This window comes from Streptomyces sp. AcH 505 (assembly GCF_000818175.1).
In the GTDB taxonomy this organism is placed as follows: Bacteria; Actinomycetota; Actinomycetes; order Streptomycetales; family Streptomycetaceae; genus Streptomyces.
Genome location: NZ_JTIY01000001.1, coordinates 790360 through 803154, shown reverse-complemented (window position 1 = coordinate 803154; position 12795 = coordinate 790360). Strand labels below are relative to the sequence as shown.

Genomic DNA, 12795 nt, shown 5'->3' with positions numbered 1-12795 from the left:
TCGCCGTCGGCACGGGCGCGCTGCTCGCCGCCGTACTGGGCACGGTCGTGACTCTGGGCGCCACCTCGGGCAACGACACACAGGGCTCGGACAAGGTCACCACGGAGGAGTCCACCAGCCCGGACGACGACGGCGCGGGCCTGCCCGCCGACCCGCCGGCCGACCCCTCGTCGCCGGCGGAGCAGTCCAGCGGCGACGCCCCGGGCACCCCGGGCGACACGGGCTCGTCCAGCGCACCGAGCGGCACCGGAGTCCCCACCGATCCGGACACCATGACCTCGTCCGACCCGGGCAGCCCGTCGTCCCCGTCCGACAGCCACTCGACGCCGGGCGGCCACCACTCGTCCCCTCCGGGCCACCCGACGAAGCCCACCCACTCGTCGAAGCCGCCGACCGGCCCCACGGACCCGACGGATCCCACCGACCCGACGGACGACCCGACGGATCCGACCGACCCGACGGACGGCCCGACAGGCCCGACCGATCCCACCGACCCGTCCGAGCCGGACACCTCGGCGAGCGGCACGTCGCCGGTCGTCACCGAGGGAGTGCCCGAGCCCACCGGCACGGTCGCCTAGGGTCTGTCGTTTGGATCAGGCCGGATCAGGGAGCGGGGGCCGGTGTCGTGGATCGCAAGGCGGAGGAGGGAGGCGACGCGGAGCGTCGCCGGCCGACGACAACGCCGCGAGGCGCGGCACCGGCCCCCGCGAGCCCGGCAAGATCCGAACGAAAGGCCCTAGGCCCTGCCCGGCCGCGTGACGCGCCTCAGCGGTGCTGCTGGAGAAGGCGCGTCACGGTGCAGTCGCCGGGGTCGCGCATGGCGACCCCGACGCTGATGTTGTAGAACGCCATGTCGGCGAGGAGGCGCGTCGACTGCTCGGCGGAGATGCCCAGTTGCTCGATCGCTGAGTCCCGCAGCCGTTCGAGCCCCGCCCGGGTCGCCTCGGCGATGTCGGCGTCCGACGCCGACGCGCTCCAGGCGTGGATCTGGATCGTCAGCAGATCGCGGTCCGTGGTGACGAGCTCGTCGTAGGCGGCGGCGAGTACGGGCAGCCGCCGCTCGCGCGGTGTGGCGGCGACCGCCTCCGTCAGGGTCTCGACGATCCGGTCGCAGGCCTGGTGCCAGGCGGCGATGAAGATCGCCTTCTTGGTCGGGAACAGCTGGAACAGATACGGCTGTGACACACCGACCCGCGCCGCGATGGCGCTCGTCTTGGTGCCCTCGTACCCGGTGTGCGCGAACAGGGCGATCGCCGCGTCGATCACCTGGGCCCGCCGGTCTTCCGCGTTGGATCGAGCCATGGAGCCATCTTAGCGACCGGTCGCTAACCTCTGTTACGGTGTTGAACTTAGCGAGCACTCAGTAAGTAGTGCCGTCCGGGATCGAGGAGCGCGCCGTGCAGCAAGAACCGTCCGTCACCGCGCCGCGCAGGACGGGGCTCGTCCTCGCCCTGCTGGGTGTGTTTCTGCTGGTGGTGATGATGGACAACACCATCGTGAACATCGCCCTGCGGGCCATCCAGGAGCAGCTGTCCGCATCCAACTCCCAGCTCCAGTGGGCAGTTGACTCGTACATCCTCATCTACGCCGCGCTGATGTTCCCGGCGGGCATCCTCGCCGACCGGTTCGGCCGCAAGCGGGTCCTGCTGATCGGGCTGGCGGTCTTCGCCGTCGCCTCGGCGCTGTCCGCCTTCTCGACGAGCCCCGGCCAACTCATCCTCTGGCGCGCGGTCATGGGACTGGGCGGGGCCGTCGTACCACCGGCGACGCTGTCCGTCATCCGCGACACGTTCCCGGCCGACCGGCAGGGCAGGGCGATGGGCGTCTGGTCGGCCATCGGGGGCTCGTCGGTCGCGTTCGGACCGCTCGTCGGCGGTCTGCTGCTGGAGCGGTTCTGGTGGGGATCGGTGTTCCTCATCAACGTACCGGTCGTGCTCGTCGCCGGCGGGCTCGCGATATGGGCGATACCCGAGTCGAAGGCGGCCGTCAGGCGGCGTCTCGACGTGCCGGGCGTCGTCCTGTCGGTCGCGGGCGCCGCGCTGCTCGTGTTCGGTGTGATCCGCGGTGGGGAGACCACGTGGTGGGCGTGGCAGACCACCGGTCTGATCGCCGCCAGCATCGTGATCCTCGCCGTGTTCGTGCTCGTGGAGCGCCGCCGGGCGGAGCCGACCATCGACGTCTCCCTGTTCCGCAACCGGGCCTTCGTCTCCGGCACGCTGAGCATGGCGCTGGCCTTCTTCACCATCACCGGCGGGACGTATCTGCTGGTCTTCTACAGCCTTCTCGTCCGGGGCGACTCCACACTGGCGTTCGGGCTCATCCTGCTGCCCGTCGCCGTCGGCAGCGTCGCCGCCGCCCTCGCGGCGAACGCGCTCACCCGGGTACGCGGACCGAAGTTCACCGTGCTGCTCGGGCTCGGCTCCCTCACCGTCGCGTTCGTGATCCTGTACTTCCTCGACGCCGGCACACCGCTGCTGACGATCGAGTTCGCCCTGTTGCTGGCGGGCGTGGGCATCGGTTCGGTGATGGCCACCACGACCCCGCTGGTCATGGCCGTCGTCGAGCCCGGGAAGGCCGCCGCGGGGGCAGCGGCCAACAACGCGATCCGGCAGATCGGCGGCGCCCTGGGCGTCGCCGTACTCGGCTCGGTCTACGCCACCCGCTACCACGGCGGCATCACGGACGCCCTGTCACCGTGGACACCTCCGCTGCCGGAACAGGCGCAGGACTCGCTCGGCGCGACGGTCACCGCGCTCGAATCCGCCGCGACCAGCGGCTCCCCGCGCCTCGCGCAGGCCGTCCCGCACCTCCACGCCGAAGCGATTCACGCGTTCACCGACGCCCTCCGCTCCACCTCGTCCGTCGCCATCGGGCTTCTGCTGGCCGGGATGGTCCTCGGAGCGTTCTGGCTGCCGGCCAGGACCGCGGGCAGAGCGGAACGTACGGCCACGAACACGCACACGCCACCGCGTCAGCGATCCGCCGGCGGCCGGCGTGTGCGGGGGTAGGGGGCTTCGCGCAGGTCCGGCCAGGCTCACGCCTGCCGGGCCGCGGCGCGGCGCTGTCGTTTGCCCAAGGGGGCCTGGGAGAGGTCTTCGGCGGTGCTTCTGAGGTTCTTGTAGCCGTAGCCGCGTTCGGTCAGCCACGTCTTCGCCGCCTCTTCGGCGCGTTCGGTCGCTTCCAGGATGTCCGCTTCTTCCTCTCCCGAGTCCTGGAAGCGGAAGGTGAAGGCGGACCGCGCCGCCAGGTCGTAGCTGAGGTGTCCCTCAGGGGTGAAGGCCGCGCGCAGGACGTCGTGCTCGGGGGCGCGGGACAGGAGTTCGGCCCGCTGGTCGGTGCCGAGTCCGTCGAAGACACCGCGGACGGTGATGCGGAACGTACGAGTGCTCATCCCGCGACCCTAACGAGCGCGGTCGGCGGGGACCAGCGAGTTCCGCGTGGGCGACATGCAGCCAATCGGCGGCCCCGCCCACTCGGTGCGGGTGGGGCCGCAACTCGCCTCAGAACAGGCGGAGTTTGTCGTCCTCGATGCCGCGCATCGCGTTGTAGTCCAGGATCACGCAGCCGATACCGCGGTCCGTCGCCAGCACCCGCGCCTGCGGTTTGATCTCCTGGGCCGCGAACACGCCCTTGACCGGGGCCAGATGGGGATCGCGGTTGAGCAGTTCCAGATAGCGGGTGAGCTGTTCGACGCCGTCGATGTCGCCGCGCCGCTTCAGTTCGACCGCGACCGTCCCGCCGTCCGCGTCGCGGCACAGGATGTCCACCGGGCCGATGGCGGTGGGGTATTCGCGTCTGATCAGACTGTAGCCCTGGCCCAGCGTCTCGATGCGGTCGGCGAGCAGTTCCTGGAGATGGGCCTCCACGCCGTCCTTGATGAGTCCGGGGTCGACACCGAGCTCATGCGAAGAATCGTGAAGGACTTCTTCCATCGTGATGATCAGTTTCTCGCCCGCTTTGTTCACGACCGTCCAAGCACCGTCGCCCTCCTTCAGTGTGCACGGCGGCGACATCCAGTTGAGCGGTTTGTACGCACGGTCGTCGGCGTGGATGGACACACTGCCGTCGGCTTTGACCAGGATCAGACGGGGCGCGGAGGGCAGGTGGGCGGTGAGCCGGCCCGCGTAGTCCACGGAGCAGCGGGCAATGACGAGACGCATGGTGGGCAACGCTACTCGACTGCCGCCACCCGGCGCGATTCGCCCCTCAAGCCCCTTTCGTTTGTGGCCGGTTGTGTTCCCATTCGCCTGGTGCGGTCCGGACAGCGAGCATAACGTGGATGCAGGAGGTCGCCGGTCGTGCACGCTGCGTCGTCGGCGCCTCTTTCCCTGCCCGTAAGGCCCCACTTTGCTGGGGTCGCGAGAGGAGAACCCATGTCGCTCGACGTCTCACCGGCACTGTTGGAGCAGGCCGAGCGAGGCGAGGTCGACGAAGCGGAATTCGTCGACTGCGTCCGGACCTCCCTGCCCTTCGCATGGGAGATGATCAGTTCCCTGGTGGCACAGCTGAAGGTGGACGGCGGTCAGTTCGCCGACAACCAGACGCCGCCGCCGGACGAGCACGCACGTGGTGAGCTGTTGCGCGCACTCGCGAGTGACGCCATTCGCGGCGCACTCCAGCGGCACTTCGGAGTGCGCCTCGCGTTCCAGAACTGCCACCGCGTCGCGGTGTTCCCGCTGGACTCCTCGGTCGATGAGCGGCTTGCCCGCTTCACCTCGGTACGGGCCCAGTTGCTCAACCAGTCCCCGGAATTGCGCGACTGCTGAACCGGTCGCTCGGCGTACGGCCGGTGGCCGGCCGTACGCCGGCGGTCAGCCGAGCCGTGGCAGCACCTCGGAGCCCAGCCGCCGTACGTTCTCCTCCGTCGCCACCAGATCGCCCGAGCCCTCGACCAGCAGGGCGAAGCGGGTGATGCCGGTACGTTCCGACGTGGCCGCCAGCCGGTCGGCCGCCAGCTCCGGCGGGCCCACCGGGTGCAGGGCGCACAGCAGTTCCGTGTAGGCGACGGGATCGCGCATCGCGCGCTGCCTGCCGTCGACCGTCGTATGCGCGCCGAGCCCCTGGCGCAGCCAGCCCGGCATCGCCTTGAGCAGCGTCTCGGTCGCCTCCGCCGTGTCGTCCGCGATCTGCGCGACCCCCACCGACACATGGCGCACGGCGGCGACGGTCTCCTGACTGTGTCCGGCCGCATGGGCGTGTGCCCGCCACAGCGCGACCATCCCGGCCTTCTCCTCGTCGTCGCAGTGCATGCCCAGCAGCATCGGAAGTGCGTGCAGGGCGGCGAGTTTCACGCTTTTCGGTGACGTGCACGCGACGATCACCTCCGGGCCCTCCTGGTCGAGCAGTTCGTCGGGCCGGGGCACCACCGGCACCTCACGGAAGACGAACCGGTCACCGGTGGCGGCGACGCGCGGCTCCCGCAGCCAGCGCAGCAGCAGCCCGAGCGACTCGGGGAAGTCGTGCTCGTACGCCTCAAGACCCGCGCCGAACACCTCAAGATCCACCCACGGCCCGCCCCGGCCGACCCCGAGCGAGAACCGCCCCTCGGACAGCAGGTGCAGCAGGGCCGCCTGCTCGCCGAGCGCCACCGGATGCGCGTTCGGCAACACACTGACCGCGGTACCCACCCGGATGTGTCGGGTCCGTCCCAGCAGCAGTCCGGCGAGTGTCACGGCCGACGGGCACACCCCGTACGGCACGAAGTGGTGCTCGGCCAGCCAGACGGAGTCCAGTCCGGACTCCTCGGCGGTCTCGGCGGTGCGTACCGCCCGGTGCAGCGCCTCTCCCTGGCCCTGGCCCGGGAACTGCGCTGCCAGTACGAATGCTCCAACCCGCATCGCTTCTGCCTCCTCAAGGCCGACGCGACTCCCCCTACCGGCAATAACGCGTGACACGTGCCAAAGGCACGGCTGCGCGCGAAGTTCTTGCGATTGTCCGGTAAGTACCTCCTGTGCCTGCGCCACTCACCCGCCACAGAAGACACGTGCCCCCTCTCCCGGGCCGTAGGCTGGAGCGGAACCGTGCTTCCTGCCCCGTGAGGTGTCCTGTGTCCCCGCGCCGCAACCGCCCCCGTGGCGGCGAGAAACCGACCGAGCGCGCCGGTGAGTCCGGTGACAGGTACGGCGGTTTCCAGCGGACGGAGTCCTGGCAGGGCGAGGAGTGGTGCGTCCGCCATGTCGCCGGCGCGAGCGCGGCGGGCAAGCGGTACCGCTGCCCCGGCTGCGACCAGGAGATCCCGTCGGGGCTCGCCCATGTGGTGGCCTGGCCCGAGTACGGGGGCGTCGACGACCGGCGCCACTGGCACCAGGCGTGCTGGAACGCGAAGGACCGCCGCACCTCGCGGGTGCAGCGGTCCCGTAACGCGCCCCGGTACTGAGCAAGGGCCCTGCCGGTCCGCCGTCGCGCCGTCAGACGTCCCTGCGGTCCAGGGCGAAGAACGCCCCGACCATCGCCGCCAGCGTCACCGCCAGCATGATCCACAGCGGGTCCCAGCCGGTCGGCCCCTCACCGGCGGGCCCCACCGAGTTGTCGTAGAAGACCGCGAGCTGGCTCGGCACGGAGTACTCGAAGAGCGCGTCGCGCAGGCCGGAGAGCCCGTCCGAGACCATGAACAGCGCCATCACCAGCGGCAGCAGTACGACCCCGATCATGATCGTGATCGCGCCCGCCGAATGCCGGATCAGCACCCCGACGGCCAGCGACAGCAGCCCCAGCAGCGCCAGATAGAGGCCGACGCCGGCCGTCGCGCGGAACCACCGCTCACCGCCGGCCGACGGCACGTCCATGATCGTCGTCTGCAGCGCGCCCACGATGCCCGTGGTCAGCGTGGTGATCGCGAAGACCAGCAGGAAGAAGACCAGCGACTTCGCCGCCAGCACCCGCGCCCGGCTGGGGCACGCCGTCAGGGTCGTGCGGATCATGCCCGTGCCGTACTCGGCGGTCATGGTCAGCACGCCGAGGGTCATCACACAGATGGTGCTGAGCAGCACCCCGGAGAAGCCGAGGCTCAGCGCGTCCTCGTCGGTCGACGACGTGGCGTTGCTGATCACGGCCGCGAGCACGCCGACGGTGACGATCAGGAAGATCAACGCGCCGAGCGTCCACATCGTGGAACGCAGTGACCGCAGCTTGGTCCACTCGGAGGCGACCGCGTCGCTGAGGGTGGCCCGCCGCACCGGGATCGGTGAGACATAGCCGAGCGGCTGCCGCTGGTGCTGGTACGGGGTCGTCATCGGGCGTCCTCGGTCTCGTCGCGCTTCGTCGGGGCGCTCTCGGCGGCGGCCGCAGGGACAGCCGCGTCCGGGGCCGGGGCCGGGGCCGCGTCCGGTGCCGGAGCCGGTGTCGCCACCGGTGCCGCGTACGGGTTCTCGCCGGGCGGCGGCGGTACGTACCAGCCCTGCTGCGGTACGTCGGAGACGGCCGGCGCCGCGGCCGGCAGCGCGGCGCCGTGCGGCCCGTAGCCGGGCTGCGGCTGCTGGAAACCGGCGAGCGCGTCGGCTGTCGAGCGGTAGTCGACGGTGTGCTGCGTCATCCGCATGTACGCCTCCTCCAGCGAGGCCTGGTGCGGCGACAGCTCCCACAGCCGTACGTCGGCGTCGTGCGCCACGTCGCTGATCCGGGGGAGCGGCAGTCCGGTGATCCGCAGCGCGCCGTCCGGCTCGGGCATCACCTGGCCACCCGCCTCGATGAGCGCCGACGTCAGCTTCTCGCGGCGCTCCGCCTCGATGTCCGCCGTACGCACCCGCGCGAAGTCGGCCGAGTTGTGCGAGATGAAGTCACGGACGCTCATGTCGGCGAGCAACTGCCCCCGGCCTATCACGATCAGATGCTCGGCGGTGACGGCCATCTCGCTCATCAGGTGCGAGGAGACGAAGACGGTACGGCCCTCGCCCGCGAGCTGCTTCATCAGATTGCGGACCCACAGGATGCCTTCGGGGTCGAGACCGTTGACCGGCTCGTCGAACAGCAGGACCTGCGGATCACCGAGCAGCGCCGCCGCGATGCCGAGCCGCTGCCCCATGCCCAGCGAGAAGCCCTTGGACCGTTTGCGGGCCACGTCCTGCAGGCCCACCACGCCCAGCACCTCGTCGACCCTGGTCGCCGGGATGCCGGAGAGCTGGGCCAGCGACAGCAGGTGGTTACGCGCGGTGCGGCCGCCGTGCACGGCCTTCGCGTCGAGCAGCGCGCCGACCTGGCGCGGCGCGTTCGGGAGCTGCCGGAAGGGGTGCCCACCCACCGTGACATGACCGGAGGTGGGCTGATCGAGCCCCAGGATCATCCGCATCGTCGTGGACTTGCCGGAACCGTTGGGGCCCAGAAAACCGGTGACGGTGCCTGGGCGTACCTGGAAAGAAAGGTTGTACACGGCCGTCTTGGCGCCGTAGCGCTTCGTCAGGCCGACTGCCTCGATCATTCTCCAGCCCCATCGACAAGGTCAGGTCGTCGGGGCGATGGCCGTCCCCCGGCCGAAGGCCCCCGTAAGAGTTAGGAGGATATCCGGGCGTTGACGGTTCCGGCCAAATGCTTCCGCCGGGAACGCGCTACGCGTCGCGTTTCTTCAGTACCGCGTATCCGCCGATCAGCGCCGCCACCACCCACAGCGCCAGAATGCCGAATCCTTCCCACGGCCCGTACGGCGCCCGGTCCGAACCGGTCGCGTCAGGGACCACTTGGAGAATCTTGGACCCCGCCTGGTCGGGGAAGTAGCGGGCGACCTTCTTGGCGCCCGGTACGGCCGACAGGATCTGCGAGACGAGGAAGAAGAACGGCATCAGGATGCCGAGCGCCAGCATCGAGCTGCGCAGCATCGCCGTGACGCCCATCGAGAAGATGGCGATCATGCCCATGTAGAGACCGCTGCCGATGACCGCGCGCAGCACGTTCGGCTCACCGATGCTGGTGCCGCGGTCGCCGAGGGCGCTCTGGCCGAGGAAGAACGTGATGAAGCCGGTGATGATCCCGACCACCAGCGCCAGCACCCCGGCCACCAGGATCTTGCTGAAGAGGAACGTCGCCCGCCGCGGCACGGCGGCGAGCGAGGTGCGGATCATGCCCGAGCTGTACTCGGAGCCGACCACGAGCACCCCGAAGACCACCATGGCGAGCTGGCCGAGAATCATCCCGGAGAAGCTGGTGAACGTCGGGTCGAAGGTGAGCTTGTCGGCCTGGGAGAGACTGTCGTACTGCGAGTTGAACAGCGCGGACAGTCCCCAGCCCAGCGCGACGGTCACCACGAAGGCGCTGATCAGCGTCCAGGTGGTGGAGGAAACGGTACGGATCTTGGTCCACTCGGACTGGAGGACCGCTGGTGCCGATGCCATCGTTCAGGCTCCCTTGCCCTGGTTGCCGGCGCGCGGACCCCACTGCGGGCCGGCGGGCGGTCCCTGCGGTGGGCCTTGCGGAGGCCCTTGCGCGGGTCCGGACGCGGCCGGCGGCGGCTCGCCCGCACCGGAATGGGCGTGGTACTCGACGGACTCGGCCGTCATCTGCATGAAGGCGTCCTCCAGCGAGGCGCGTTGCGCGCTCAGCTCGTGCAGGGTGATGCCGTGCTCGGCGGCCAGGTCGCCCAGCGGCTCGGTCTCGGCGCCGTCCACCTCCAGCGTCCCGTCGGCCGCCTCGACCGCGCTGATGCCGGCCTCGTGCAGGACGTCCTTCAGCCGCTCGTGCTGCGGCGAACGCAGCCGGGCGTAGCTGCGTGAGTTCTCGTGGATGAAGTCGGCCATGGACGTGTTGGCCAGCAGCCTGCCCTGGCCGATGACGATCAAGTGGTCCGCCGTCAGGGCCATTTCGCTCATCAGATGGCTGGAGACGAAGATCGTCCTGCCCTCGGCGGCGAGCGCCTTCATCAGGTTGCGGATCCAGTGGATGCCCTCCGGGTCAAGGCCGTTGACCGGTTCGTCGAACATCAGGATCTCGGGGTCGCCGAGCAGCGCGCAGGCGATGCCCAGCCGCTGGCCCATACCGAGCGAGAAGCCCTTCGACTTCTTCTTGGCCACGGCGGTCAGCCCGACCATGTCGAGGACCTCGTCCACCCGGCGGCGCGGGATCCGGTTGCTCTGCGCCAGACAGAGCAGGTTGTTGTACGCGCTGCGGCCACCGTGCATGGCCTTGGCCTCCAGCAGCGCCCCTATGTGCTGCAACGGGTCGGTCAGGTTCCGGTACTGCTTCCCGTCGATCCGCACCGATCCGCCGGTCGGGTTGTCCAGGTCCAGCATCATCCGCATCGTCGTCGACTTGCCCGCCCCGTTGGGGCCCAGAAACCCCGTCACCACACCCGGTCTCACCTGGAAGGAGAGATGGTCGACCGCGACCTTGCGGCCGAAATGTTTGGTGAGCCCCTCAACCTCGATCATGCGGCCAACCTAAAGGTGCGAAAAGCCCCCCGCCACCGGAGTGGCGGGGGGCTTGACGCGATTGTTACCCGGACTGTCGGGTTCCGCGTGACTGCCGGTACTCAGCGGGACTGCTGGGCCGGCACTCCGCGCGAGATCGGCTCGTCGTCGGCGGGGGTGCCGGCGGCGGCGACAGCGGCGCCGGTCAGCGTGGCCAGCATCTCGCGGACGTTGGTCAGCTGGGCGTTGATCGAGTCGCGGCGGTTGGTGAGCGCCGCCAGCTCGCGCTCCGACTCGCTGCGGATCCGGTCGGCCTTGGCGTTCGCGTCCGCCACGATGTCCTCGGACTGGCGCTGCGCCGTCTCCACCGTCTGACGGGCCCTGCGCTCCGCGTCCGTGCGCAGCTTCTCGGCCTCCAGCCGCAGCTGCTCGGCGCGGTGCTCGATCTCCGCCAGGCGCTTCTCGGCCTTCGCCTGACGCGACGCCAGGTCACGCTCGGACTGCTCACGCCGCTTGGCGAGGTTCGTCTCGAAGTCCGCGGCGGCCTGGGCGGCCTTGGCGCGGGTCTCCTCGAAGAGCGCGTCGGCCTCCTCGCGCTTGGACTGCGCGTCCTTCTGCGCCTCGGAGCGCAGCGTCGACGCGTCGCCCTTCGCCTTCTCGACGATCCGGACGCCCTCGTCCTCCGCCTTCGCCTTCCGCTCGGAGGCGAACGACTCGGCGTCGTTGCGCACCTGCTGGGCCGCCGACTCGGCGAGCTCGCGGTGCTGTTCGGCCGCGCGACGGGCCTCCTCGCGCAGGTCCTTCGCCTCCTCCTCGGCGAGACGGAGGATCTTCTCGACGCGCGCGCCGAGCCCCGCGTACGACGGCTCTGCGTCGCTGACCTGGGCCTGGGCGTTCTGCGTTTCGAGGTGGAGCTCCTCGATGCGCTTTTCGAGAGAGGTGATGCGGGCGAGTGCACTGTCACGGTCGGCGACGAGTTTGGTAATGCGGTCGTCCACCTGACCGCGGTCGTAACCACGCCGCACGAGCTCGAAGCCGAATGGGGAGGATGTGTCGCTCATGGGGTTCCTGTCGAATGAGACCGGTGAGGTGATAGGGGGAATCCTAGGGGCCGAAGCGGCGTGTCATCGAGTTGATGCCGGTTTGATACGGACAATGTCCAGTCTTTTGAGTGGTTGGGGTCTGTTCGGCGGGTCAGGGTCGGACAGGCCGCGTCGTCTGGGGCGGTGGATCGCAAGGCGCCGGGACGTTTCGATAGCGGAGCTATCGGGGCGTCTCGGCAACGCCGCGAGGTGCCGTGCCAGACGGCGCGGACCCGGCCATGACCCGCCGAACAGGCCCTAACTGTCCGAAGGCTTGTTACCCGAACGTGTGGTTCCCGCTGCGGCGCCCGCCTTGACGGGGTTGTCCTTCGTGGGACCGGAGGGTGCCTCAAATGACTCCAACGCTTCGAGTACGTCCTGGACACGGGAGATCTCGGTCTGGATGTCCGCGCGCCTGCGCACCAGCACGTCCAGCTCCCGTTTGCCGTCCTTGACCATCTGCTTGGCTTCCTGATCGGCTTCCGCACGCAGTTGCTCGGCCTCCCGAATCAATTCGGCCTTCTTCTGCTCGGCCTCCTTCAGGAGGCCCTCCGCCTTCTTCACCGCGGCGATCCGGACCTTGCTGGCCTCCGAATTGGCCCCGGCCATCAGCTCCTTGGCCTTCTGCTCGGCCTCGGCGCGCTGCTCGTTGGCGGCGCGCATCAGAGTGTCGACCCGTTCACCCGCCGTACGCAACTGCTCCGAGGTCTCCCGCCGTGCCCGCTCGTGCAGTTGCTCGATCTCGCCCTCGCTGCGCGCCCGCAACTCCTCGGTGCGCTGCCTGATGGCCGTCGAGTCCCGCCGGGCCCCTACGAGGAGTTCGTCCGCGTCGGCGCGGGCCCGCTCGACGAGGGTGTTGCCCTCGACCGTCGCGTCCGCCGTGATGCGGTCCGCCTCGCTCCGTGCCGCGGCCACCAGCCGGTCCGCCTGCGCCTCGGCCTCGGTGGCGGCGCGCAGCGCCTCCTCCTGGGCCTTGTTCATGAGCTGGTCCGCCTGCTCGGCCGCGTCGGAGCGGCGCTTCGCCGCGTCCTTGCGCGCCTCGTCGAGGAGCCAGTCCGTCTCCTCCTGTGCCTCGTTCCTGATCCGGTCGGCCGCCGCTTCTATGTCGGCCTTGAACTGCTGTGCCTCGGCGCGCAGTCGGTCCGCCGTCTGCTGCGCGGCCCCGACCGTCTCGGCCGCCTCTGCGCGCATGCGCTCCGACTCCGTCGTCGCCTCGGCCATCAGCCGGTCCGCCTGCGTCGCCGCGTCACCACGGATCCGGTTGGCATCGTCGCGGGCCTCGGCGCGGGCGCGTGACGCGTCCTGCTCGGCCGTGGCGAGCGCGTCCGACGCCTCGGTCCGCATCCGCTGCGCGTACTCGGCCGTCTCGGCGCGCAGCCGGT

Annotated in this window: 12 protein-coding genes and 2 pseudogenes; 4 read left to right on the top strand and 10 right to left on the bottom strand. The window is 70.1% G+C overall.

Annotation, left to right across the window (positions count from 1 at the left end; genetic code table 11):
- Positions 1-578, top strand: a pseudogene (locus tag HY68_RS44705) (hypothetical protein); the annotation flags it as partial.
- Positions 579-765: 187 nt separating this feature from the next.
- Here HY68_RS44705 and HY68_RS03630 read toward each other — a convergent pair.
- Complete coding sequence (locus HY68_RS03630; RefSeq protein WP_041984298.1) at positions 766-1302, bottom strand: TetR/AcrR family transcriptional regulator; 537 nt, start codon at positions 1300-1302, stop codon at positions 766-768.
- A 95-nt stretch (positions 1303-1397) separates the two neighbouring features.
- On the opposite strand from HY68_RS03630, the gene HY68_RS03625 reads away from it, so the two are divergent.
- A complete protein-coding gene (locus tag HY68_RS03625) occupies positions 1398-3008 on the top strand; it encodes an MFS transporter (RefSeq protein WP_157874280.1) in 1611 nt (536 codons plus the stop codon).
- A gap of 26 nt (positions 3009-3034) precedes the next feature.
- On the opposite strand, the gene HY68_RS03620 is transcribed toward HY68_RS03625, so the two are convergent.
- Both HY68_RS03620 and nucS read right to left on the bottom strand, forming a co-directional pair.
- Positions 3035-3391: a DUF6204 family protein gene (locus HY68_RS03620; RefSeq protein ID WP_041984295.1), complete on the bottom strand. Its 357-nt coding sequence runs from the start codon at positions 3389-3391 to the stop codon at positions 3035-3037.
- 109 nt (positions 3392-3500) lie between these two features.
- A complete protein-coding gene (nucS, locus tag HY68_RS03615) occupies positions 3501-4160 on the bottom strand; it encodes an endonuclease NucS (RefSeq protein WP_041984294.1) in 660 nt (219 codons plus the stop codon).
- A 213-nt stretch (positions 4161-4373) separates the two neighbouring features.
- Between nucS and HY68_RS03610 the strand changes: the two genes are divergently transcribed.
- On the top strand, positions 4374-4766 hold the full coding sequence (locus HY68_RS03610; protein ID WP_041984292.1) for an SCO5389 family protein: 393 nt from the start codon (positions 4374-4376) through the stop codon (positions 4764-4766).
- 45 nt (positions 4767-4811) lie between these two features.
- On the opposite strand, the gene HY68_RS03605 is transcribed toward HY68_RS03610, so the two are convergent.
- Positions 4812-5837 (bottom strand): LLM class flavin-dependent oxidoreductase, encoded by a 1026-nt coding sequence (locus HY68_RS03605; RefSeq protein ID WP_041984291.1) that lies wholly within the window; start codon positions 5835-5837, stop codon positions 4812-4814.
- Between the two features lie 209 nt (positions 5838-6046).
- Here HY68_RS03605 and HY68_RS03600 point away from each other — a divergent pair, with 209 nt between their 5' ends.
- Entirely contained in the window at positions 6047-6376 is a 330-nt protein-coding gene (locus HY68_RS03600) for a hypothetical protein (RefSeq protein WP_041984289.1), read from the top strand.
- 31 nt (positions 6377-6407) lie between these two features.
- Here HY68_RS03600 and HY68_RS03595 read toward each other — a convergent pair whose 3' ends face one another.
- The 6 genes and pseudogenes from HY68_RS03595 to HY68_RS03570 form a co-directional block, all read right to left on the bottom strand.
- Positions 6408-7232: an ABC transporter permease gene (locus HY68_RS03595; RefSeq protein WP_041984287.1), complete on the bottom strand. Its 825-nt coding sequence runs from the start codon at positions 7230-7232 to the stop codon at positions 6408-6410.
- Positions 7229-8413: an ATP-binding cassette domain-containing protein gene (locus HY68_RS03590; protein ID WP_041984285.1), complete on the bottom strand. Its 1185-nt coding sequence runs from the start codon at positions 8411-8413 to the stop codon at positions 7229-7231. Before HY68_RS03590 ends, HY68_RS03595 begins: the two co-directional genes overlap by 4 nt.
- A gap of 127 nt (positions 8414-8540) precedes the next feature.
- Positions 8541-9320 (bottom strand): ABC transporter permease subunit, encoded by a 780-nt coding sequence (locus tag HY68_RS03585; protein WP_041984283.1) that lies wholly within the window; start codon positions 9318-9320, stop codon positions 8541-8543.
- A gap of 3 nt (positions 9321-9323) precedes the next feature.
- Positions 9324-10352, bottom strand: coding sequence for an ABC transporter ATP-binding protein (locus tag HY68_RS03580; protein WP_041984281.1), 1029 nt, complete (start codon positions 10350-10352; stop codon positions 9324-9326).
- A 101-nt stretch (positions 10353-10453) separates the two neighbouring features.
- Positions 10454-11392, bottom strand: a complete 939-nt coding sequence (locus tag HY68_RS03575) for a cellulose-binding protein (protein WP_041984278.1) — start codon at positions 11390-11392, stop codon at positions 10454-10456.
- A 279-nt stretch (positions 11393-11671) separates the two neighbouring features.
- Positions 11672-12795, bottom strand: a pseudogene (locus tag HY68_RS03570) (hypothetical protein); the annotation flags it as partial.